This is a genomic window from Psychrobacter sp. CX16, assembly GCF_057396245.1.
Genome location: NZ_JBXYJF010000001.1, coordinates 167,523 through 192,289 on the forward strand (window position 1 = coordinate 167,523; position 24,767 = coordinate 192,289).

Below are 24,767 nucleotides of genomic sequence, written 5' to 3' on the forward strand. Positions count from 1 at the left end.
GGGTTTTTTAGTAAAATAGTCACCATTTTGTAAACGCTCTGGGTGTCTTGCGCCTTTTGATCCCTCACGTTTCGCTTTAAATTTAGAACATTCATTTTGAGTTGTTTAGGACAATCTTATGCAAAAGATACTACGGGTGCTCATCATCATTGCGATGCTGATTACCGCTTATTTGTTGGTGCTTGCTTGGCAGAAGGACTATGCTGATGCACCGGCAGTAGACACAGCAACCCCTTCTGTATCCACGTCGTCGTCTGGAGCAGATGTTCCTATGAGTTCTGGTGCAGGTGATATACCTGCGACGTCTGACACGGATGTGCCAGTAACCACCAATAATGATGTGCCTGTTGCCAATAATGGGGTAGCATCAGCTGCACAGCAACAAGAGCGTGCGCTTATTGATGTCAAAACAGATGTCTACAATATTAAGATCGACCCTGTTGGTGGCGATGTGGTGTATGCCGCTTTACTGAATTATGACGCGACTTTAGACAGTGAAAATCCATTTGTACTGCTGGAAGAAGATGCGAATCGAATCTATGTTGCTCAATCTGGGTTAGCAGGTGTCAATGGTATTGATACTCAAAATGGGCGTGCGGAATACAGCTATCAGTCAGACAGCTATACGCTTCAGCCAGACCAAGACACCTTGAATGTTCCTTTAACTTATAAGCAAGATGGTGTAACGGTTACCAAAACCTTTACATTCACTAAGGGTAAATACCCAATCACGGTGAATTACAATATCAACAATGCCACGGCTCAGCCTTGGAATGGTGAGTTGTTTGCTCAGCTTAAACGTGATGACAGTAAAGATCCTGGTATGGCAGATAAAGGCGCGCTAAGCATGGCCACTTATCTAGGCGGTGCTTGGGGTACACCTGATGATGATTATAATAAGTTGAAGTTTAAAAACTTTGGCGAAGATGAGCTAACCGCTAAGAGCTCAGAAGGCTGGGTTGGTATTGTTCAACATTACTTCGTTTCTGCTTGGACCCCTGAAAATTTCACAGGTACCTTCTATAGCAATGAGAGTAATGGCGATTTCTTTATTGGTATGAAGAGTGAGCCACTAGTGGTACCTGCTAACAAGCAGATGAATATCGCTGCCACTTTGTACGCCGGTCCTAAAGTACAAGACAAGCTAATTGGATTTGCACCAGGCTTTGAGAAAACTGTAGATTATGGCTGGGCATGGCCAATCTCTAAGTTCTTATTTATGATTATCTCAGCGATTCATAGTGTTGTGGGTAACTGGGGTTGGGCTATTATTGGTCTAACACTGGCAGTGAAAATAGCATTAATGTGGATATCTCATAAAAGCTATTATTCGATGGCAAAAATGCGTGCACTTGCCCCTCGCCTAGCAGCTCTGAAAGAAGAGCATGGCGATGACCGCATGAAAATGTCACAAGAGATGATGGCTATTTATAAGGAAGAGAAAGTCAATCCGATGGCAGGATGTTTACCCATCTTGCTACAGATGCCGATTTTCTTAGGCTTGTATTACATGCTTATCGAAAGTGTTGAGCTGCGTCATGCACCGTGGATTCTATGGATTCAAGATTTGTCATCGATGGATCCTTGGTTTATCCTACCAATCCTGATGGGTGCAAGTATGTTTGCTCAGCAGATGTTTAGTCCGCAGCCGACTGATCCGATGCAAGCGAAAGTGATGAAGTTCTTACCCATTATCTTCACCTTATTCATGTTATTCTTCCCTGCAGGTCTGGTGTTGTACTGGACAGTAAACAACTTATTTACCATGGGTCAGCAGTATTTTGTGAATAAGAAAGTAGAGAAAGAACAGCGTGAAAAAGCTGCGAGAATGGCAGGTTAATTTGCCTAAATAATACGGCTTGATTTAATCTAAAAAACGCTAACGGAGCACCTATATGTAACATATAGGTGCTTTTGTTTTATATAACTAACATTGAATATGTGGCACTTAGTACCTACTATAGTTAAATAACTTATGATAAGTGTTCTTAAGTTGCCTGATTTATAACTAGACAGATACCTTGGCTGATATTGTGGCCATGACTTGATTTTGAGCCTATATTTATGACAAACGTTAAAACCATTGCTGCCATTGCAACGCCCGTTGGTAGAGGCGGCGTTGGTATCATTCGCTTATCGGGCCCAAAAGCCTATGCCATTGCCTGTGCACTCACCGGCAAAGACAGCTTTACGCCAAGATTGGCCAGCTTTTGCCGCTTTTATGATTCCGATAAAAAGGAGCTAGATGAAGGCCTGGTGCTTTATTTTAAGGCACCGCATTCTTTTACTGGCGAGGATGTGATTGAGCTACAAGGTCATGGCGGTGTGATTTTACAAAATCAGCTCTTAGGCCGTGTATTTGAATTGGGCGCGCATCAAGCACAAGCGGGTGAGTTCTCTTATCGGGCGTTTGAGAATGATAAGCTGGATTTGCTACAAGCTGAGGCCATTGCTGATGCGATTGACGCTACTAGCGTGGCAGCGGCAAATAGTGCAATTCGTTCCTTAACGGGTGAGTTTTCTAACCGTATCAATGCCGTATTAGAGTCGTTGATTGAGCTGCGCCTGTATGTTGAAGCGTCTATTGATTTCCCTGACGAAGAAGATGTGGACTTCTTATCTGATGGTGTTATCGAAGGTAAATTAACCGTTATACAAGATAAAGTGGCCACGATACTTGCCACTGCTCAGCAAGGTCAGCTGTTACGCGATGGCGTACATGTGGTCTTAGCAGGGCGTCCTAATGCCGGCAAATCAAGCCTGTTAAACAGTCTAGCAGGCCAAGAACGTGCCATTGTAACCGACGTGGCAGGCACTACAAGAGACACGCTACAAGAGACCATTGTGCTCAACGGTCTGACCATTCATTTAACAGATACCGCAGGTCTTCGTGATACGACCGATGCGGTGGAGCGTATTGGTATTGAGCGCGCACGCACGGCGATTAATCAAGCAGACTTACTGCTTTTGGTATACGACTTATCACAGGATACCAACCCGCTAACACTCGCTACCGAGCTGTTTGGAGAAGGTAGGTCAGGCGGTGATTTTGATACCTCAAGACTATTATTAATCGGTAATAAACGCGATCTGGTGGACGAGACTTTGGCAGATACTCAAACTGTTTCAGGCTATGACCAAGTCAATGTGTCTTGTGAAACGGCCGAAGGTATCGATAGTTTAGTGACACTTCTGTGCGATAAAGTTGGCTTTCATCCGCCTGAAAACAGTATGATTGCACGTACGCGTCATCTAGATGCCCTTCGCCGAACTCAGCAGCATTTAGAGGATGCATTTGAGCAGCTTGTCCATCATCAAGCAGGAGAGCTGGTAGCTGAAAGTCTACGTCAAGGGCAGTTTAGCTTGGGTGAGATTACCGGTGAATTTAGTGCTGATGATTTGCTTGGCCGTATTTTTGGTAGCTTCTGTATTGGTAAATAATCAATATTCAAGTAACAGTCACCCTTATTATCCCTGTCTATATTAAGTTTTATTGAGAGTAAATTATGCAGTGCCCTTATTGTAATGCTGATGATACAAAGGTAATCGACTCACGCTTGGCGGCTGAGGGCGCGCAAGTACGTCGCCGCCGTCAGTGTAATCAGTGCCAAGAGCGCTTTACTACCTTTGAGGTGGTTGAAGTTGTCATGCCGCGTATTATCAAATCTAACGGCCGTATTGAGCCGTATGATTCACAGAAATTAAGACGTTCTATTCAGCTGCCTCTGCAAAAAAGACCGGTCACTATTGATGAGCAAGAGGCCATGATTAGCCGCATTGAGAAGCGTATTCGTCAGCTTGGTGAGCGTGAAATTAGCAGTAAGGACTTGGGTGAAGTGGTGATGAGTGAGCTTAAAACCCTTGATGATGTGGCCTATGTACGCTTTGCCAGTGTCTATCGTGATTTTCAGGATATTGAGGCGTTTCAGCAAGAGCTGCAAAACATTCGCCCGATTGATACCAAGCCTACCGAATAACAGATGCTATAACCCTTTAATCAATACAATGGGTAAATACTTATGCAAACGTCTATCCCTTTAGAGAGCAGCGCTTCCTCATTTAGCCCTAATGGCCTAACCAGTGGCATACAGCCGCAAGATAGCTACTATATGAGCTTGGCGATAGAAGAGGCTAAAAAAGGACTCTATACCACCCGTCCAAATCCAGCGGTCGGCTGCGTTATTATTAAAGAGGGGACCCTTGTGGGTAGCGGCTTTCATCCAAAAGCCGGAGAGCCTCATGCTGAAGTGTTTGCGTTAAGGCAGGCGCAGCAAAAGGCCGAGGGCGCGACTGCTTATGTGACACTCGAGCCCTGTAGTCATACAGGCCGCACACCACCTTGTGCTAAAGCTTTGATTAATTCAGGTGTGGCACGGGTGGTCATTGCAGGACTTGATCCCAATCCTAAAGTCGCAGGCCGCGGTGTCGCGATGCTAAAAGACGCCGGTATTGATGTTACCGTTGGCGTTGCTACCAAACAGGCAGAACAGCTTAATCTAGGCTTTTTAAAGGCCATGCGTACCCAAATGCCATATGTGCGTTTAAAGATTGCCAGTAGCTTAGATGGCCGTACAGCGATGGCATCTGGTGAGTCTAAGTGGATAACCGGACCGGCTGCTCGTGAGGATGTACAAAAGCTGCGAGCCCTGAGCGGCGCTATTATTACCGGCAGTCAGACCATCATTGATGACAATCCGAGTCTGAATGTACGTTCCACGCAGCTGGGTGTGCCTATAGATAATATTCCGCAGCCAAAAGTGGTGGTATTAGACAGACGTAGCCGATTACAAGACTCTCAGTCTTATACAGTGCTACAGAATACGGATACGTTGCTATATACGCAAAGCGATTTACAGCAGTTGTTGCGCAGCTTGGTGGCCGATTATCAAGTACAGGATGTATTGGTCGAAGCAGGGGCTCAGGTAGCAGGCAGCTTTGTACAAGCAAGACTTGTGGATGAATTAATTGTTTATCAAGCGCCTTGTATCTTAGGAAGCTCTGCTAAACCGATGCTTTCACTAGATATAGATGACCTGTCTTTACAGCAACGTTTCTTTTTAGAGTCCTCATCAGCTATTGGCGAAGACCTTAAGCTTGTTTTTAGGCCGTTGGTATAGAGGCTAAGACTCTAGTACAGCATTCTTTATAAAAGTTATCCACAAAATAGATTTAGAAAACATATTTTTAATTGGCGACTAGAGGTGTTTCACATGAAACTGTGGATTATTTTTGTTTCATGTGAAACATAGATACGTTATAAAAATCGGAAAGTATTGATATTACTAGGTTTCACGTGAAACTCGAGGTAAGTTAAAAACAAAACCCATAATTAAATTGAGCTGTGGATAACTTTGAGAGTTAATGGCAATAAGCGTTTATAAATAGTTTTCAGAAAAAGTTATCCACAGAGTATCAGTAAGATCTTATAGCCGTATATTATTAAGGAGTTGTTATGTTCACAGGTATTATTGAGAGCACCGGTAAGCTGCGCAAGATAGAAGAAATTGACGGTGATGTACGTTTGATTATTGAATCTGATGATTTAGATTTTAGTGATGTCAACTTAGGCGACTCGATTGCCTCTAATGGTATTTGTTTAACTGTGGTGGATATGAACGACAACAGTTATTCCGTCGATGTATCACGTGAAACATTAAATAAGACAGCAATGAATAACTGGAAAGTAGGCGATAAGCTGAATTTAGAAAAAGCCATGTTGCCGACTACTCGATTTGGGGGGCATATGGTGTCAGGGCACGTTGATGGCGTGGGCACTATCGAGGTGATGAAAGCGGATGCACGCTCTATTTATATAGAAATAGCCATTCCAGAAGCACTGAAAAAGTATGCAGCGACCAAAGGCTCGATTACAGTAGACGGGATTAGCTTAACGACTAACTTGGTTAAGGATAATATTGTTTGCTTAAATATCATACCGCACACTGCAGAGGTAACTAATATTGCCAATCATTGGCAGGTGGGTGGCCCTGTAAATATCGAGGTGGATTTAATTGCCCGTTATCTAGAGCGTTTAACCAGTGTTTCAGATGAGTCTTAAAACAAAGAATCTGAATATTTCAATAAGTGGTGTTTATTAAGTTGGAATGCATTTTCATCGAACTTATTAGGGCGTGTCCTCAATCCGTACGATTACATTTAAATGGGCTAAAAATAGCTAAATCTTGTCATACTGCCTCAAATAACGGGTAAATATCTCGATATTTACGGCATTACTTTCCTTGTCTGACTGCGGTTTATTTTATTTTTATCACCATTTTCATAATGAGGACACGCCCTAAACACTACTTTTTTATAAATAAAACGATAAGATTTTAGCTAATAGTTCTTTGTTAATCGGCTTAGTAAGAAAGTCATTCATACCAGCAATCAAGCATTCTGCTTTGTCGTTATCAGTATTATTGGCAGTCAGGGCGATGATAGGAATAGGGTTATTCGAGGTACGAATAATTCGTGTCGTCTCTAAGCCATCAATAATTGGCATTCTACAATCCATCAAAATTAAATCGATATCATCCCTTTGTTCAAGATAACTCAATACTTCTTGACCATTATTGGCGCTGATACTCAAATAGCCGAGCTTGTTTAATTACGCACTGACAATACGGCGATTTAGGGCATCATCTTCTGCAATTAACACTAGCGGCTTAAAGGTTAATGCTTTATTGGTGCTAACCAGAGCTGGTGCTGGTAGCGAGGATAGGCTAGGCGTGATTCGCTGCCTCTGCTCAATAGAAGGCATGACGCTCGGACGCTGCGCCTTCATTCGGCCTATCTGCATCAGTGCTCGAGCGATTTGTTCTGCCATTATTGGCTTATTCAAAATAACCGAATATTGGTCACGCCGTGACTTATCAATGGCATTTCTAGGACGCATGGTCAGTAATATTTTAGGCGTGCTTTGCCAAGCGTCTAGTACTTCAAGCTCAGTGATACTGCTTGTATGATAAAGCTCTTCTTCTACCAAAATAACCAATAGTCTGTCTGAGTCATTTGCCCGACTCACTGCGTCTAAGCCTTCTTTAGTGATTCCAGCATATGCCTTAAAATTATGATTTAAAAATTGACTAAATTCATTAAAGGCTTGGCTTGAGACAGGCTGATTATGAAAAGATATCAGCTGAACCTTGCTCAGATGTGGATGATGAAGATAGGTCGGTATCTGATATAAGTCCGAGGTGATTGGTAGACACAAACTAAAGGTACTGCCTTGACCCAGCTCACTTTTAATATGAATAAAGCCGCCTAGCAGCTGTGCAAAGCGGTTAGAAATAGCCAGTCCTAAGCCAGTACCTCCAAATTGTTGGCTAATAAGTCCGTTGGCTTGGTGGAAGTCGCTAAACAGACGTGACTTATCATTTTCATCAATCCCAATACCGGTATCTTCAACCGCAAAGCATACCCAAGGCGATTGTATATCTGCTTGCGGACTCAGAGATGCCTCTACCATCATGTGACGCAGCTGAGTACTGTGTGCCGGTAGGTAGCGCACATGTAGCGCCACATAGCCAGAATGGGTGAACTTAATGGCATTGCCAATCAGATTCATCAAAATTTGCTGCAAGCGAGTAGCATCGGTGTCAAGATAACGCGGCGCTTGCGGATAAAAGAAGGTCAGTAACTCAATCTTTTTGGCATAGGCGCTACTACTCAGTAAGTTCGCTACTTGATAACTTAAGTTTAAAATATCAATACGCTCTAGTACGGTGTTAAGCTTACCGGCATCTATCTTTGCAATGTCGAGCATGTCATTTAACATAGTCAGCATGGTTTGGCTGGTTTGTAATAATAAACGATAGGTTTCGTTTTGATACTCATCCAAACGGCCGGTGTCTATAAGATCAATAAGGCTAATCATACCGCTAAGAGGTGTACGTAATTCATGGCCCAATAGTGACCATAACTTATCAAACTGGATCAGTTCAGCAGCTTGTGAATGCACCTTTTTGGTAATATCATCCAGCTCCTGAGTGAGGTGACTGATGTCGGTTAATACGGCACTAAATCCTTGTACCTGCCCTTGTTGACCCGTCCATGGCTGTAGATGTAATAGATAATCGGTTTGACTCTCAATGCTTGAAACATTAAAGGTTTGCGCATTAGTAAGACGACCAATCCTGCTTAAATGACGCTGAGTCAGCTTATCTTTGCCTGTCAAAAAGTCGGTCACAAAATAAATGATATGCTCATCAAATGCGGTCATAAACGACTGCTCGAAGCGGCGATTAAAATAACTCACTTGACCTTTTTTATTAATAAAAAATAGCGGCAGCGGCGAGTAATCGGTCAATCGTAGCAGGCGTTTTTCTAATAATGTGGTGCGACGATGGGTTTGATGCAGTTGCTGATTAATTCGGTCCAAACGATTAGCCAAGCGCAGAAACTCTTGGCTAATCCCTAAATCACTGTCGAAAATCGGAGTATAAGGCTCGTTTAAACAATTAGGGAAATGTTGACTGTAATCAATGATTTGCGACCACGCTCTTTTATTTCGCATTACCAAATAGAGATTGAAGGTAAACAACACCAGAGCGGTTAGCAGCGGTAGCCAATACAGCGGATTAAACCAATTAATCGGCATGGGCGGGTGGATGATTTGAATATAAGTTTGATAGCCATTTGGCAAATTGGCCCAGCCTAGTAGCTGCTTAGAATCTGTAATTTGGTACTTAGTGCTTTGCGCCTCTGAGGGTCTCCAATAAGGAAGGCTGAAAAACTCAACTTGACTTTGATCGTCCCTATGATGGGTATAAACCAATGGCTGACCAGATGCAGTCATCACCATAATATGGTGACTGACATTATTACTGCCAATAAGTTTGGTAGAGACGGCAGACAAACTAAGAGTATTATGATTGAGCTGATCGGTTAGTTCATAATAAAGCTGATTAAATGCCTTTTGGCTAGTGATTAAACGCTGTTCATGTAAACTGACAAGCAAAATGATGTAGCACAACGTGGTTAATACCAGAAGTGTCAGGGTATGAAAGTTAAAGACATAATGCAAAGGTGCTTTTTTTAGCATGAGCGTTGGGCGCGGTTACCAGTAAAAGATCTGAAAATAACAGAGATGGTATTGAGTATAGCACTCTACAGCGCTGATCTGAGGTCAGATTTAGAGGTAACTAGTCCTGTTTGAGTCATCCACAGCACCAATGTTTTTGCTATCAAAAATAAGTGATAAGCGTGTTGCTACAAAGGCTAACTCAAGCTAAATGGTGATTGCCTGACAATTTCTCTATAATGAAACAAAAGCAGGGCTAAGTCTTATCTATCTACGACATTCATATTTCTAACACCTATTTATCGAATAAAAATTATGAGCATTGAAAACCAGTCTTCTACCAAACAACGTGTGATTTTTGCCGGCACTCCAGAGTTTGCTGCGATTAGCTTAAAGGCACTTATTGAGCAGCAAGAGGCGCTTAATATAGAGCTTGTCGCGGTTTATACTCAGCCTGATCGTAAGGCGGGGCGAGGACAAAAGTTAACGGCATCTCCTGTTAAACAACTGGCGCTTGAGCATAATATTCCAGTTGAGCAGCCAGCAACCTTCAAAAAAGCCAGTGAAGAAGGGCAAGTTTCACGTGAAACATTAGCAAATTATCAACCTGACGTTATGGTGGTCGCCGCTTACGGTCTTATTTTGCCAATAGGTGTGTTAGAGACACCGACGCATGGTTGTTTGAATATTCATGCGTCATTATTACCGCGTTGGCGCGGTGCCGCACCGATTCATCGTGCACTGCTTGCTGGTGATGAAAAAACAGGCATTACTATTATGCAGATGGATAAAGGCTTGGACACAGGCGACATGCTTTATAAAGCGTCTTACCAGATAGCAGTTGATGAAACCACCGCGAGCTTACATGACAAAATGGCCAATATGGGCGCTGAAGCTATTGTCACCGTACTAAAAGATTTGCCATATTATCAAGCACAGGCTGAAAAGCAGGACGATAGTCTTGCCAATTATGCTGAAAAGCTGAGTAAAAGTGAAGGGGAGATTGATTGGACACAATCAGCGACTCGTATCGAGCGTCAGATACGGGGTATGCATCCGTATCCGGGTGCCTATACCTTTTTGGCAGACCCAGAGGGCAAGGCTGAGCCTAGACGTGTGAAAGTATTGTCAGCCATGCCAGTGAATGCGTCACAAACGACGGTTGAAGAGCCGGGCACAGTTATTAGTGTCGGTAAAAACGCTGTCTTGGTGGCATGCGGTAAAGAGAGTGTGGATCAAGAAGCGACTACTTTGCGTTTAACTAAATTACAGTTTGCCGGTAGTAAGCCAGTCACCGCTGAACAAGTCTGTCATGGTAATCAGCTTAATGACGGTGACAAGTTTGTCGCCGCACCGAAATAATAAAAATCCGAGTTATATAACAGTCAATACAATCAATACAGCCAAACCAATCAAACCAAATCAATCATCATAATTAGGCATTAAATGAGCAGTAAACCAAATAGCACTACCCAAAATAAAAATGTCCGTGTGGCAGTGGTTAATACCTTGTTATCAATTCAACAGGGTCAGTCACTAAGCGGTCTTTTGGATCCTTTATTAAACAGCTTAAATGGGGATGACAAAGGCTTTGCCCATGCATTGTTACTCACAACCTTACGCCATTGGCATGCAACCGCACGTTTGTTAGATAGCTTAGCGGACAATCCAATCGATGAGATTGAGGTGCGTACCACCATTCAATTGGGTATTACCCAACTGCTTTATCTTAATGTTGCCGATCACGCCGCAATTCATGAAACAGTTGAGGCGGTGAAACACATAGACTATGCGCGCGCATCAGGGTTGGTGAATGCTGTGCTGCGTAAAGTGGCTAAAAATCCAAATAAATTTCGCAAAAAAGCCAATAAAAACCATAGTCTACCAAACTGGCTAGCCCAGCAGTTAAAATCAGATTGGCGTGAATACTATGATGAGCTGACCCAAAGTTTGCGCCAGTCAGCACCGATGTTTTTGCGAGTAAATGGCCTGCAAACGGACAGTCAAAGTTATATCAAACAGCTGGCAGAAGAAGAGATATCTGCAGAAGAGATATCTTTAAAAACCACTATTAATACGGATGAGACTAATGCAAATAACGAGAGTCTGGAGATTGAACAACACGCGATTGAGCTGATTGATAGTGTGCCTGTCAGTCGTCTGCCTGAGTTTGAAGAAGGTATTGCTAGCGTACAAGATGCGCATGCACAGCTGGCGGCGCCTATTATTGATGCGCTACTACAAAAAGCGATTAGTACTAATTCAGCACAAAATGTACGCTTGCTAGATGCTTGTGCTGCGCCGGGTGGTAAATTAGCTCATTGGCTTGAGCTGTTAGGCAACCAAGAAAAACAAGAAACAGAATTGTTTCACGTGAAACAGACCGACGGGCAGAATAGTCCTATTAACGAAATAGAGCTGACAGCGATTGATAATGAAGCGCCACGTATTACCCGTATTTTTGAGAACTTAGAGCGGTTACAACTATCAGCGCCTATCGTCAATAGCAAATTGCATTTGGACATAGAATGCGTGGATGCGACCACTTGGCAAGCCAAAGAGGCGAGTGATGATTCGGCTGGCTTTGATGCGATATTGCTCGATGCGCCTTGTACCGCAACGGGGGTGATTCGCCGTCACCCTGACATTACCTTGCTACGGGAAGAGGAAGATGTGCAACATACGGTGCAGTTGCAAGAGCAAATCTTAGATAACTTATGGCCACAGTTAAAGAATGGCGGTTATCTGTTATATATCACTTGTTCACTGCTTAAAAGCGAGAACGTCGAGCAAATGCAAGCGTTTTTAGGTCGCCATAAAGATGCAGTTGCTGTGGCATTTGACGATGAAAAAACCAATTGGGGTATTGAACAAGCGGTTGGTCGTCAGTGTTTGCCGTTAAATGAACAGAGCCAAGCAGGTGGTGATGGGTTTTATTATGCGGTATTGAGGAAGGTATAGTATTACGCTAGTATGATTTTAATTCATTTAACTTTAGGTTAACCCTATGAATGATTCTCAGAAGTCAAAAGCAATAGAATTATTAACTGAACTCTTAAACGAAGACTCATCGGAAGCTGATCAAGCAGCTATCTGTGAAGAATTACAAGAACTATTACCTGATCCACATTGGAGTGATTATATTTTTTGGAGTAATGATTATAACAATGAAGATGGGTCTTTAAACTTTGAAAAGTTCTTTGACAAAGTCATCTCATATTACAATACGGATGAGTATAAAAGGAATAAAAGAGTTATCGAGCTTGCAAATATGTTAATAAAAAAGGATTTCTCTAAAGTAAGTGAGTTGGATATTGTTAAAGAAATGAACAAGCTTTCGTTCGACCCAAATTGGGCTAATTATATTTTTGTTGAAAAAAACTATTTTGATGAGAATGGAAATCTTGATGAAGAAAAATTCATAAGAAAATTATTTCAAATTTAGTTCATTGAATTACAGCTTAAGTAGTGCAGTTTCTCTTAGGACGGATGGCAAACACTGTGATTAGATAGATATCAGCAAAATCAATATTGGTCACGTAAAGTAGATGTTTGCTTATACCTCTCTGAACAGCATAGTCTTGACTGACATCTGATAAGTAGTATTCGAATGCTTTACTTGATACATTAAAGTTTGTTTTTAGTCAAATACTTAATATATTAGTATTAAGAACACTATCAACATTGTAATTTGAGATAGAGGTTTTCATGAGTAATATATTAGTCGAGTTACCTACACTATACGACCAAGCGAATGGTCTTCAAAGTATTTTAATCTCTCGTGCTACTGGGGGAGATCCTAAAAATCAAGACTACATTCTATTAAGAAAAATAATTCTTGAATCGAAGTTTAATAATTTAGTGCCCGACTTTGTTAGACATAACAGAGATTTGAATCAATTTTGGCAATTTATTAAGACCAAATATGATTCTTATGCTGAACGTAGAGCCTTTATTTATGGCGAATTTCAAAGTTTGCTTAATGCTATAGAGTTTGATAGATCAGGTATCACTCCTGCTTTTGACAAATCTATTGCCGTTATAAATTCAGGACATATTGATGCTATGTGGAAGAAAGCTACAGATCGTATGGAGAATGACCCCGAAGGGGCTATTACCTTAGCGAGAAGTTTGATTGAATCTGTCTGTAAACACATTTTAGACCTTGAAAGAATATCTTATGATAAAAACACAGATTTATCAGAACTATATAAACGTACTTCAGAATTACTAAAAATGTCAGCTAGCCAGTACGAGAAAAACCTAATTTTTAAACAAATTCTTGGAGGTTGCTCAGGGATTGTTAATGGTTTAGGACAATTAAGAAATAATGTAGGCGATGCTCATGGACAAGGAGTTATTAATATTAAACCTAAACCAAGACACGCTGAATTAGCAGTTAATCTTGCTGGTTCAATGTCACATTTTCTACTATCAAGCTATAATGAAAGCTACAAAAGCTGAAGTAGTAGCATGGGTGCTAACCCACTTTCTTTTTAAAGCCACCTTTAGGTTCGGATGCATTGCACCCATACTACGGTACTTTAACCACTCTTAACTCATCCTTTAGAAGACTGAGGTATCTAACGTAGGAGCGGTTTAGCCCAGATTGTAGCGCCCGCCCTTATGCTAACCAAGATAGTAGTGGAAAGCTGGATTAGCTACAAAAACCAATCATACCTCTATTTAATATGGCTTATCTCTCAAAATGTGCTACTCTTTTTCTACTTCAATATTATAAGACTCGTAGATAGGACAAAACATGAAATATATCAGTACCCGTGGTCAAACTGAGCCGATGGATTTTAGTGATGTGTTGTTGATGGGGCTTGCGCCAGACGGTGGTTTAATGTTGCCTGACAGCTACCCTCAAATTGATGCGAAAACATTAGACGAGTGGCGTCATCTTAACTATCCTGAGCTTGCGTTTGCAATTATGCGTCTGTATGCCACGGATATTGATGATGCAGATTTAAAAGACATTATCGAGCGTACATATAAGGCAGAAGTCTTTGGTAGTGATGACATCGTGCCGGTTCGTAAGCTTAAAGAGGACTTGTATATTTTAGGTCTATCAAATGGTCCAACGCTTGCATTTAAAGACGTGGCGATGCAGTTTTTGGGTAATGCTTTTGAATATGTGTTGAAGCAAAAAGGTAAGCGTCTGACCATCATTGGTGCGACCAGTGGCGATACGGGTAGTGCGGCGGAATATGCCCTACGAGGCAAAGATAACATCGAAGTGTTTATGATGTCGCCGCATGGCAAAATGAGCGAGTTTCAGCGCGCGCAAATGTATAGTTTAACGGATGCCAATATTCATAATATCGCCATTAAAGGCATGTTTGATGATTGCCAAGATATCGTAAAAGCGCTACAGCAAGATGCTGATTTTAAGGCCAAATATAGCTTGGGTACGGTTAACTCTATTAACTGGGGGCGTATCTTAGCGCAAATCGTTTATTACTTTAAAGGCTACTTTGCAGCGACTAAAAACAACGATGAGAAAGTCAGCTTCTGCGTGCCGTCAGGTAACTTTGGTAATATCTGTGCTGGTCATATTGCCCGCGAAATGGGTCTACCAATTGACCGTTTGATTGTCGCAACAAACGAGAACGACGTACTAAATGACTTCTTTAATCAAGGCACTTATACACCGCGTCCTGCGGATAAAACCTATGTGACATCTAGCCCGTCTATGGACATCTCCAAAGCCTCAAACTTTGAGCGCTTTATTTATCTGTTATTAGAAAAAGACAGCAAACGTGTGCATGAGTTGTTTGATGGTGTGAAGGCAGGTAAAGGGTTTGACTTGTCAGATGTGTTAGAGGCGGTGAATACGCGTTATGGCTTTGCAGCTGGTAAGTCAACGCATCAAGACCGTTTAAATACCATTAAAGCGGTGTACGAAAATTATAACTACTTGGTCGATCCACACACGGCCGACGGTATTAAAGTGGCGCAAGAGCTACAAAAAGAGGGTGAGGTCATCATCTGTGCGGAGACAGCGCTACCGGTTAAATTCTCAGAAACTATTTTTGAAGCAGTTGGAGAGATAGACATTGAACGTCCTGAGCATACCAAAGATATTGAAAGTTTAGAGCAACATGTGACGGTATTAGAAAATGATGCAAGCCTAGTAGCCAATGAGATTAAGGCAGTGGTTCCTGCTCAATAAGCAGTTCGTTCAGTAGAATAAGTTGGCCAATAGAATAAAGTATGGGCTATATTGTACTCAGTTATAAAGTCTTATCCGTATAGAAAAAGACACTGTCTAAAATCGGCAGTGTCTTATTTAGTTTATTGGCTTAATAAAAGCGCCCACAAAGGGTAGATAACCTATAAACTAACCACGCCGTTATCCGTAATGGTTATTTAAACGAACCTAAATTCACAGCCTTTGGCGACTATTATGACAGTACTTGAGTCTGCATTGGACGCAGAGCAGGCCTCCATTCTTTTGTTATGGCAGAGAGTAAATGCTTCGCTTTCTGCTTTTCATACCTTAATCACTCGCTTTAAATCTGCGGCATTGGCATTATTACGTACGCCATCTGAATGGGCGGAAATAAAAATTCATGCAAAGCATGTTATTCGCCATAGAGAGGCGGAGCAAGGGACAGATCAAGCATATATAGCCTCCTTAGCTCAGCGTATTGCTAATAATGAGTTCCAGATAGTGTTTTCTAATCAATCCCATTATCCGCAGCAACTACTGGTTTTGTTTTATGCGCCGCCGCTTTTATTTTATCGCGGGAATAGCGAGCGTTTAAACCAAGCACAAATTGCTATCGTCGGTAGCCGAAAGCCCACTGTCAGTGCGCAGAAATTCACCTTTGATATGGCGCAATATTTGGCCAAAGCCGGTTACATTATTACCAGTGGACTGGCACAAGGCGTGGATAATCAAGCTCATTTAGGGGCGCTGTCGCAAATGGCAGACTGTGCAGGTCGCAGTATTGGGGTAATGGGCACCGGTATTGATGTCTGCTATCCCAAGCAGCACCAGCCGTTGTTTGATCGCATGATTGCCGAGGGTGGTTGTATTGTTAGTGAGCTGTTGCCGGGTACGCCGCCCAATAAACATACCTTTCCAAGACGTAATCGATTGGTGGCAGGCTTAAGCTTGGGTACGATTGTTACTGAGGCTACTATCAATAGTGGCTCGCTGATTACGGCGCGATTAACCTCAGAGCAAGGCAAACAAGTCTTTGCTATGCCCAGTCGTATTGATAATAGCAATGCAGAAGGCTGTCATCACTTGATTCGGGAAGGCGCGACTTTGATATATCATCCCGAACAGGTCATTAATGATTTATCGAGCCAGATGGTATCACCCATGCAGCGCCAAGCCTTAGCGCAGTCAAGTTATCCTAACAATCATCCAAGTGGTGCTATCGAATCAACTTTTGTCGCAACTGGTGAACACACCTCAAAGACGGACTCTAAGTCACCCACTAAACTTAGCCAAACTGCGGTCTCTACGATAAGCTCGCAGCCGGTTAAAACGCCATTAACAGCGGTGGTCGTGCCGGATCATTTGCAATCGCTATGGGTGCATATTGATTATAGCGCTCAAGATTTGGACGGATTGATTCAAAAGACACAGCTTGATACGTCCAGCCTATTAAGCCAGTTAATGGAGCTTGAGTTGATGGGACTTATTACACAAATAGGTGGGCGGTATCAGCGCTTATAAAAGCGAGTGTGCCAATGAATGATATAGGCACGCGTGAATAACACAGAAACCATCAGCGTTTAAACCAGAGTCCGTTATAATGAGCATAAGCGATAGTCCATTAACTTGACTCTACTATAGCCTTATTGCTCATAAATCCTTACCTTTATGCAAAGCCTAGCCTCTATGACATCTTCACACACTTTCACACCCAAGCCAAATAACTTCAATAATATGGTTAATATTACTCAACAAGCTAAGGTGGCTGCCACTTGGTTGCAGGCCGGCGAATTGTTAGCTTATCCGACGGAGAGCGTGTGGGGTATTGGCTGTGATGCTTATAATAAAGCTGCGGTCGGACGTATCTTGGCTATCAAGAAACGTCCGCGTGATAAAGGGATGATTGTCATTACAGACAGCATTGAGCGTATAGAGCCCTTATTGATGTTGTTGCCAGAAGCAAGACGTCAGCAGGTTATAGACAGTTGGTGGCTGACGGATGCTAACGCCTCTCAAGCGACAGAAAAGCAGGCGCATACTTGGTTGCTTCCTGTGTCTAAAGATATGTTGTCTAATCATACAGAGCAGTCATTCCCAACATGGATTACTGGTAAATATCAGTCTATCGCAGTGCGGGTAATTAATCATCCGCTGATTGCTGAGCTATGCGCCAGTATGGTGAGTCGCCATAACCCTTATGGTTTGGTAGTTTCTACCAGTTGTAATCCGTCAGGAGAAGCACCGGCAACCACCTTACAAGCCGCATATGACTATTTTGGTTCCAACATTAAGTATCTTAATGGCAATACCTTAAACTATACTCTGCCTAGTCAAATCAGAGACGGGCTAACAGGGCAGATTATCCGCTAAAGCCGTTGTTAGATTTATTATTCATATCTAAAAGATAGGCTAGTAGCAATTGTATAACGAATGTAGCGAGTACGTTGATACGTTAATTTCAGTATTGACAGAAATAAAAGAATGGTTCATGCTAATGCCATTAACCGGATAAACGGTTCTACTTTTATTATTAAATTAGAATAAGACGTTATTTATGAAACTAAATCCAGCGACCGAAAGATTTGTACTACACTGGGGTGAAATGGGCACGCAGTGGGGCGTTAATCGCACCATGTCACAGATTCATGCACTACTATATATTATCGGCCGTCCTCTAAATGCAGAAGAGATTACCGAAACGTTAGGTGTGGCTCGATCTAATGTATCGACCAGTCTAAAAGAGCTACAAAACTGGGGACTGGTGCAGAAAGTCTCCATACTCGGCGATCGCCGTGATCATTTTAGTACGCATACAGACGTGTGGGAGCTGGCACGTATTATTGTCATAGAGCGTCAAAAACGAGAACTGGCGCCTACGGTAGATTTTCTTCAATCATTGATAGATAGTCCAGAGTTTGGACAGGAAAACGAAGAGGTGCAAAGCCGTATTAAAGAGACACAAGAGTTTGTTGATACCTTAACTAGTTGGTCGAATGAAATGCTTAAACTGCCAACGACCACTTTAAAAAAAATACTCAAACTGGGCGCGCGTATTCGCAAAAAATTAAGCTAGCATCATTATCTTAGTGGTTGTGGTTAGTTGGAAAAGAGTAGGATATTAGAACATATCCTAAAAATTTAAGATTTTATTTCTGTTTTAACAGAAAATACTAAAATAAAAGAATTATTTTTATTAAAGCTATCGACATAATCACTTCATATAAAGACGTTACTATAAGGACATGGAGAATGAACACAAAGCAGCGGGTTCAGTATAAAAAACAGATTAGTAAGCAAGCCATTGCCAGTGTTGAATGGAAGGACTTGCGTCGGTTAAGTGGTTTGCAAGTGGCTTATAACCTGATTTTACCTTTCCCCTCTTTGATATTGTCTTGGTGGTTTGCCAGTCAATCGATGTTTGTTTTTGCATGCCTATTTACTTATTTGTTTTTTGCGTCGGCCTTTCGACAAGCACACGATGGGTATCACCACAGTTTGGGTGTGAGCAAGTCGATTACCACTTTTATGCTGATGTTGATGAGTGTGTTTTTATTGACCAGTTTGCATGCGATTAAAGCCACACATATGCAGCATCATCGTAATCCGCTTGGTGAGGATGACATTGAAGGTAGCTTGGCAAAATTGTCATGGTGGCAAGCATTGATTGGCGGTGTAAGTTATCGTTTGGCTATTTATCGTGAAGGTTTGCGTCTTAGTAATAAGCGTAATCGCATAAAGTCAGTCATTGAGTTTGTATTGATTAGCAGCGTTATTATGACAGCGTTGGTGCTTATCACAACCTATATCCTCATACCGGTTATGGTGCCGAGCATGGATATAGGTATATTAAGCGGTAATAGTATTTATTTGCCTATCGTAGCGAAAGTGGCTGCCTATCATTTGACGGTGATGTTTTTGGCGAATGCTTTAGTAGGTATTATCGCTGTTTGGGGTGTACACCATGATGCAGAGGATACCATCGCGCGTACGGAGCGCAATACACTGGTTAATCTGTTGACCTTTGGGCTGTTATATCACGTTGAGCACCATATATTTCCGGCAGTGCCGACCAATAATTTACCCGAACTGGCACACCGATTAGATAAGGCATTACCGCAGTTAACCCAGAACCGAGTTGTACCCACTGCCAGTCAGTTAAATAATTATATTATCAATACAATTGAGCGTTTCAGAAATAAGTATAGTGGAGGTAACGACGAGTGTCCGCTGCGTAGACACTGGGCCATATAAAACGATTAGCGTTTAAAGCGGTAAACTGACTATTAACTATTAATAGACATTTATATACCTTATCTATCAGGAAGATTGACATGAATATACTCATCAGCGGTGGTACAGGATTTATAGGAACGGCGTTTAGCTATTGGGTTCAGCACCATATAAATCTAGCGCAGTCAAAAGTTGAGTTAGACTCTGATGTTCAAAACGCGCAAAATGGTATGAGTGATAATCAGGTTCATATCACTTGGCTTACCCGAGACGTCAATCAAGCGCATCCTGATTTTATTGATATGATGAGCTATGAGCAGCTGCAAACAACAGATAAGAGCTTTGATGTTATTTTAAATCTGGCAGGGGCCGGAATTGCCGACAAACGTTGGAGCGATGCGCGTCGACAGACTTTAATGCACAGCCGTCTTAAACCCACTGTGGCGTTAATAGACTATATCGCACGGATAGAGAATAAACCGAAATTGATGTTAAGTGGCTCAGCTATCGGCTGGTATGGTAATCAAGGTGACACACCGCTTGATGAAAACAGTCCTTCTGACGTTCAGGGTTCAGATGATTTTGCGCATCAACTGTGTGCAGCATGGGAGTCCAAAGCCAAAGAGGCATTGGCGTTTGATGTACCGGTTATTATCCTACGTACCGGTATCGTGATTCATCCTGATGGCGGTATGCTGGCCAAGTTGTTACCCTCGTTTAAAATGGGGATGGGCGGGCAACTGGGTGATGGCAATCAGGTCATGAGCTGGATTAGTCTGACCGATTGGGTGCGTGCGGCATGGCATATTATTCAGCATCACTTAAATCCAGAAACAGCTTATAGTGACTCTGTCAGTGTTGAGGAGAACCAACAATCAAGTAGATGCGCATACGCCGTTGTTTATAATCTCACAGCACCGGATCCGGTAATAAATGCGGTCTTTACCCAAATTATCGGTAACTGGCTGCACAGGCCTACCTTTATGACGTTGCCCGCTTGGTTGCTAAAACTAATGTTTGGTGACATGGCAAGCTTGCTTATCTACGGCCAAAAAGTACTGCCAAAAAAGCTACTAGAGGCTGGGTTTAAGTTTGAATATATCGCGCTCAAACAGGCATTGGTAGAGCAGCACTCTATAACTAATCTGAGCTGATACTAATACAATATCAAGCACCTAAATAGCCAGTAGATGGGTCATCTTAGGTGTTGGCTCTTACAAATATTCATTATCATATTTCAGTTATAACAGAATTAAAAGAAATAAACAAGTCTGTTTGATATGAACAACCTAGGTATGATAAGCGCTATTAGGAGGTAAGTATGACAGCCAACCTTATGATATCAGAGCAGCCTAAAAAGCCGCCTTTCTATCTTTATATTAGCTTGGCAGTGCTGTGGTTATATAGCGGTATTGTCCCTATGATCTTTGCCGAGCAAGAGTCACTTAATATGTTGGGGCAGCTTGGTATTAGCGAGGTATATCAGAGCAGTGTGTTTTATTTTGCATCCTTACTAGATATTGGGTTTGGGGCACTCATATTAACTCGATATCGCTATCAGGCTCTGTTATGGCTTGCTCAGTTTTGTATTGTTATGGGCTATAGCATTATCGTTACCATAGGTTTACCAGAGAATTTGATACATCCCTTTGCACCATTAATTAAGAACATACCTATCATGGCGTTATTGCTGTTTCTATATCAAAAGCATCGCTCTTAGTGGCTACTTACTTAGTACGACATTCATTAAGTGTTCAAACTTAGGTCATTTTTTATTAGATTATTTCAGTTTAGACAGAAATAAAAGAAATATAGTGGTAAGCTTATGGTGGAGAAAGTCTATGACTTTGTATTTATTTATTAAAACCCTGCATATCTTATCAGCTACTTTGATAATGGGGACGGGGCTTGGCACCGCCTTTTATCTATTTGTCACTAACCGTAGTGGCAATGTACCCGCCCAAGCGGTAGTTAGTAAATGGGTATGTAAAGCCGACTGGTGGTTTACGACCCCTGCAGTTATATTCCAGCCGCTATCTGGACTTTGGATGGCACATTATCTGGGTATGCCGTTCGGCTCAACATGGATTTGGCTATCTCTAGTGCTGTTTGTCTTTGCAGGAGTGTGTTGGTTGCCAGTGGTAGTTTGGCAAATGAAAATGCGTGACATGGCGCAGTATTCTCAGCAAATAGGAGACAGTCAATTACCCTCGAAGTATTGGAAATTAGCACGGCGCTGGGAGATGGCAGGCTATCCGGCATTTACAGCTGTGGTGATTATATTTTTCTTAATGGTTGTGAAACCAATGTAGGGAAAGCAATGGCCATGACATCATCGAAGAAACAGGCTAATAATACGGCACCCCATATAAAGACCATCCTAGTATTGGGTGCATCAGGCTTTATTGGTAAGAGCTTAATTGAAAGGTTAGAGCCACTAGATATAGAGGTTCGCACTCCGAGCAGTCAGCAAGTTAACTTTATGGATCCAGATTGGCAACAAATAGCGGTGCTACTAGACGGGGTAGAGGTGGTTATAAATCTTGTAGGAGTCATGAGCCAAGATACACAGATGCTAGAGCAGGTACACCATCTTACTCCTCTTCAAATAGCACAGGTGGCTAAGCAGTTTCACGTGAAACATTGGGTAAATCTATCTGCACTGGGTGCAAACGAGCAGCATGCAGACGCCTTTTTATCGAGTAAAGGGCGAGGTGACGCTAAGTTATTGGCTTTGCTCGACGAACATTTTAAAGTATCCGTTATACGACCGTCTTTAGTGTTTGGTAGAGGTGGAATGAGTACCAAAGCCTTTGTAAATTTGGCTAAGCTGCCTATTTTCATATTACCAGAAAGGGGGCGTTATCTAATTCAACCGGTGCATATTAACGATCTGGTTCAAGGTTTAATGAACCTTGGGATAGATTGGGACAATAAATGCGGTCAGCATGATAGTAAAGATAAGCAAAATATTATCAGCGCCACTGGTGGGGAGGCGGTCAGTTTTGCAGATTATCTAATCACGCTACGCCATACTATTCATAACTTACCCGCACCGATTATCATTGGCATACCGAACTGGCTAGCCCATATGGCAGTATCTATCGCCGGTTTGGTTATTAAAGATGGAATATTAAATAAAGACAGTCTACATTTACTGGCAGATGGGTCAATTGCTGATAATCAGCAATTTAGGCAATTAATAGGATATAAGCCACTTGGTTATAAGGCGTTTAAATATTAAGTGAATGATGTTTCATGTGGAACATATGATTACGATAAATTTCGTTATCTTCTCTATAATAACGTTTCACGTGAAACATTATTATTAGTTATTTCGTTAGCTATTTATACTGTGCCTTTTTTATCCCGAATAAAATAAATCAGAGCAGTTAGTGCGGCTACAAGGGCGGATAGCAAAGCGCCTGTCAAAAGGGTGTTTGAAAAAGCGAAAATAAACGGATGCTGTATTTGATTAATGCCCAGTCTGTCATCGGTAATACCTACCGAAATAATCCCAGCCCAAAGCTCTGGTGATAGAGGCATACCTAAGAATAAGAACAGGTTTAGCAGCTGTAGAGCAGCTTTTATATAGACACTTCGTTTTAACGCCTCATGCAGCTTAGTCTGACCGCGCTTAATAAAGTAGGCATCGACTGCGCCATAAATACCGATAAATACTACGATACCGGCGAACATACCGATTAAGGCCCATAACGTTGAATTGACAACAATATTACCCCAGAAAAAACTGGATAGGGCATTAAACAGCACCCAAAAGCCCCAAAATATCCAATGATTGTTCATAATGCTCCTTAACCATTTATGCTAGGACTTGTTTTAATCGACAGAGATAAGCTTACCGGCAGAGTCTTTGGGTAAATCAGCCAGACAAACCAAGCTGTCATTATTAATACCGTGTACCAGATATTTATCTGAATCACCAAAATATTGAATCACCTCTACTGGCGTATAAGACAGGCGTTGGTCTTGCTCAATTATCCATACGAAGCCTTTAATAGGGCTCGTCGGCCGATTATGCTTGGCATTTAACACATCCAAATCCGCTTCGTGTATCGCCTGCTTAGGTAAACGCACGCCAAGCTCTGTTTGACCGTAATCAATACTCATCGCCGCGCGCATCCCAGGTTCTAGCGCCGCTTTGTTCTCGTCACTTGAGATAAGCGGTGCACGAACGATTAGGTAGCCGGCCTCCACATCTGGGGTAATATGGCTAATCTGACCAGTAAACTCTGTGTTTACATCGAATACAGTGAAATTAACTGATCGACCTACGGACAGCTGTGATTGTGTGGACAATGGCAGCTTGCCGATAAGCTGTAAACGCTGAGTATTACCAATGGTCATTAAAGAGGTTTTAGCAGGCACGTCATAATTAATAACGTCCTCAACATTTAATTCCCCCTGAGCCATCAATGCTTGTTTAATCTCTTTATTAATCTGAGTAACCTCGCCATCGATGGGCGCTCTAAACACTAAGGTCACCTCTATCAAGTCCTCGGACTTTTTATTGTCTGAGTCTGGATTTGCAGAGGTATCGTTTTTGGCGGTATTAGCAGAGTCCGTATTATTCGACGCTTTATTAGCCTTAGGTTGAACTGCCCTCTTATCGCTTGCATTCAAATCTAGTTTTGGCAACGATTTCGAAGGCGCTTCTTTATTATTCGATGCTGTGGTCTCACTTGGTTTGTCTTGCACAGCATATTGCTGTGCTAACGGCTGATCATTACCCTCAATCAGCGCATCAATCGAGTCGAAATGCGTATAACGTGCGGTATTAGCATCAATACGGGTTTGCAGAGTGGCTATCACCTGTCCTTTTTTCACCCAATCGCCCTCTTTAACAGCAATGGACAATTTATCCGCACGGTAAGGTGTTTTGATGTCTACAATATCTACAGGTATTAGCGCGCCTTCTAGGTTATAGCTTGGCTGGTAGCGCTCTGGGTTACTGGTTTGAATAAGCGAGTTATCTACAATGACTTTATCGGCCAAGATTTCAACCTTTGGCTTATCGGCTGTATTGTTGGCCGGCTTGTCACAGCCTGCTAATAATAAACTCGTCCCCAATATAGTCGCCATAATAAATCTAGTACCTCTCAATTGTGACAGGCGAGATAGGGTGGAATGAGAGGTTAACAAAGGCGATGACATAAGAACAATATATCCTGTTTATTTATAATGTTGGGGCGATAAAGCGGCTATTGTTTAGGTTAAAGTATTGAGAGTGACTATTTGAATAGGCGACTCTCTGAACCAATATGGATAAATAATAATCTAGAGTATACAAAGGTGTCCTATTTATAGTGCATATTA

Annotated in this window: 21 protein-coding genes and 1 pseudogene; 18 read left to right on the forward strand and 4 right to left on the reverse strand. The window is 42.1% G+C overall.

Annotation, left to right across the window (positions count from 1 at the left end):
* The first annotated feature begins 118 nt into the window (after positions 1-118).
* The 5 genes from yidC (at position 119) to AC2SLM_RS00710 (ending at position 6,058) form a co-directional block, all read left to right on the forward strand.
* Entirely contained in the window at positions 119-1,840 is a 1,722-nt protein-coding gene (gene yidC / locus AC2SLM_RS00690; RefSeq protein ID WP_486551362.1) for a membrane protein insertase YidC, read from the forward strand.
* 224 nt (positions 1,841-2,064) lie between these two features.
* Complete coding sequence (gene mnmE, locus AC2SLM_RS00695) at positions 2,065-3,441, forward strand: tRNA uridine-5-carboxymethylaminomethyl(34) synthesis GTPase MnmE (protein ID WP_486551364.1); 1,377 nt, start codon at positions 2,065-2,067, stop codon at positions 3,439-3,441.
* Positions 3,442-3,506: 65 nt separating this feature from the next.
* Positions 3,507-3,977 (forward strand): transcriptional regulator NrdR, encoded by a 471-nt coding sequence (nrdR, locus tag AC2SLM_RS00700; protein WP_486539756.1) that lies wholly within the window; start codon positions 3,507-3,509, stop codon positions 3,975-3,977.
* A 132-nt stretch (positions 3,978-4,109) separates the two neighbouring features.
* Positions 4,110-5,117 carry a bifunctional diaminohydroxyphosphoribosylaminopyrimidine deaminase/5-amino-6-(5-phosphoribosylamino)uracil reductase RibD gene (gene ribD / locus AC2SLM_RS00705; protein ID WP_486551403.1) on the forward strand — a complete coding sequence of 336 codons (1,008 nt, stop codon included), beginning with the start codon at positions 4,110-4,112 and terminating at the stop codon, positions 5,115-5,117.
* Positions 5,118-5,452: 335 nt separating this feature from the next.
* A complete protein-coding gene (locus AC2SLM_RS00710; RefSeq protein ID WP_486551366.1) occupies positions 5,453-6,058 on the forward strand; it encodes a riboflavin synthase in 606 nt (201 codons plus the stop codon).
* A 252-nt stretch (positions 6,059-6,310) separates the two neighbouring features.
* Here the strand turns inward: AC2SLM_RS00710 and AC2SLM_RS00715 are convergent.
* Positions 6,311-6,592, reverse strand: a pseudogene (locus tag AC2SLM_RS00715) (response regulator); the annotation flags it as partial.
* A 15-nt stretch (positions 6,593-6,607) separates the two neighbouring features.
* Positions 6,608-9,043 carry a PAS domain-containing sensor histidine kinase gene (locus tag AC2SLM_RS00720; protein ID WP_486551368.1) on the reverse strand — a complete coding sequence of 812 codons (2,436 nt, stop codon included), beginning with the start codon at positions 9,041-9,043 and terminating at the stop codon, positions 6,608-6,610.
* Positions 9,044-9,337: 294 nt separating this feature from the next.
* Between AC2SLM_RS00720 and fmt the strand changes: the two genes are divergently transcribed.
* From fmt to AC2SLM_RS00785, 13 genes are all read left to right on the forward strand, one after another.
* Positions 9,338-10,384, forward strand: coding sequence for a methionyl-tRNA formyltransferase (fmt, locus tag AC2SLM_RS00725; RefSeq protein WP_486551369.1), 1,047 nt, complete (start codon positions 9,338-9,340; stop codon positions 10,382-10,384).
* A gap of 84 nt (positions 10,385-10,468) precedes the next feature.
* Positions 10,469-11,983 (forward strand): transcription antitermination factor NusB, encoded by a 1,515-nt coding sequence (locus tag AC2SLM_RS00730; RefSeq protein WP_486551371.1) that lies wholly within the window; start codon positions 10,469-10,471, stop codon positions 11,981-11,983.
* Positions 11,984-12,029: 46 nt separating this feature from the next.
* The gene (locus AC2SLM_RS00735) at positions 12,030-12,467 is read left to right on the forward strand and encodes a hypothetical protein (protein ID WP_486551373.1); all 438 of its coding nucleotides are present in this window, start codon (positions 12,030-12,032) and stop codon (positions 12,465-12,467) included.
* 263 nt (positions 12,468-12,730) lie between these two features.
* Positions 12,731-13,486, forward strand: a complete 756-nt coding sequence (locus AC2SLM_RS00740; protein ID WP_486551375.1) for an abortive infection family protein — start codon at positions 12,731-12,733, stop codon at positions 13,484-13,486.
* Between the two features lie 298 nt (positions 13,487-13,784).
* The gene (gene thrC / locus AC2SLM_RS00745; RefSeq protein ID WP_486551376.1) at positions 13,785-15,200 is read left to right on the forward strand and encodes a threonine synthase; all 1,416 of its coding nucleotides are present in this window, start codon (positions 13,785-13,787) and stop codon (positions 15,198-15,200) included.
* A gap of 234 nt (positions 15,201-15,434) precedes the next feature.
* Positions 15,435-16,721 (forward strand): DNA-processing protein DprA, encoded by a 1,287-nt coding sequence (gene dprA, locus AC2SLM_RS00750; protein ID WP_486551378.1) that lies wholly within the window; start codon positions 15,435-15,437, stop codon positions 16,719-16,721.
* A gap of 165 nt (positions 16,722-16,886) precedes the next feature.
* A complete protein-coding gene (locus AC2SLM_RS00755; RefSeq protein ID WP_486551379.1) occupies positions 16,887-17,570 on the forward strand; it encodes an L-threonylcarbamoyladenylate synthase in 684 nt (227 codons plus the stop codon).
* A 184-nt stretch (positions 17,571-17,754) separates the two neighbouring features.
* The gene (locus tag AC2SLM_RS00760; RefSeq protein WP_486551381.1) at positions 17,755-18,273 is read left to right on the forward strand and encodes a GbsR/MarR family transcriptional regulator; all 519 of its coding nucleotides are present in this window, start codon (positions 17,755-17,757) and stop codon (positions 18,271-18,273) included.
* A 176-nt stretch (positions 18,274-18,449) separates the two neighbouring features.
* On the forward strand, positions 18,450-19,451 hold the full coding sequence (locus AC2SLM_RS00765; RefSeq protein ID WP_486551383.1) for a fatty acid desaturase family protein: 1,002 nt from the start codon (positions 18,450-18,452) through the stop codon (positions 19,449-19,451).
* 80 nt (positions 19,452-19,531) lie between these two features.
* A complete protein-coding gene (locus tag AC2SLM_RS00770) occupies positions 19,532-20,584 on the forward strand; it encodes an epimerase (RefSeq protein ID WP_486551384.1) in 1,053 nt (350 codons plus the stop codon).
* A gap of 167 nt (positions 20,585-20,751) precedes the next feature.
* A complete protein-coding gene (locus AC2SLM_RS00775) occupies positions 20,752-21,150 on the forward strand; it encodes a DoxX-like family protein (protein WP_486551386.1) in 399 nt (132 codons plus the stop codon).
* Positions 21,151-21,271: 121 nt separating this feature from the next.
* Positions 21,272-21,742, forward strand: coding sequence for a DUF2269 family protein (locus tag AC2SLM_RS00780; protein WP_486551388.1), 471 nt, complete (start codon positions 21,272-21,274; stop codon positions 21,740-21,742).
* A 14-nt stretch (positions 21,743-21,756) separates the two neighbouring features.
* On the forward strand, positions 21,757-22,674 hold the full coding sequence (locus AC2SLM_RS00785; protein WP_486551389.1) for an NAD-dependent epimerase/dehydratase family protein: 918 nt from the start codon (positions 21,757-21,759) through the stop codon (positions 22,672-22,674).
* Positions 22,675-22,778: 104 nt separating this feature from the next.
* On the opposite strand, the gene AC2SLM_RS00790 is transcribed toward AC2SLM_RS00785, so the two are convergent.
* Both AC2SLM_RS00790 and AC2SLM_RS00795 read right to left on the reverse strand, forming a co-directional pair.
* Entirely contained in the window at positions 22,779-23,237 is a 459-nt protein-coding gene (locus AC2SLM_RS00790; RefSeq protein ID WP_486551391.1) for a hypothetical protein, read from the reverse strand.
* A 33-nt stretch (positions 23,238-23,270) separates the two neighbouring features.
* Complete coding sequence (locus AC2SLM_RS00795) at positions 23,271-24,533, reverse strand: efflux RND transporter periplasmic adaptor subunit (protein WP_486551392.1); 1,263 nt, start codon at positions 24,531-24,533, stop codon at positions 23,271-23,273.
* Positions 24,534-24,767: the final 234 nt, after the last annotated feature.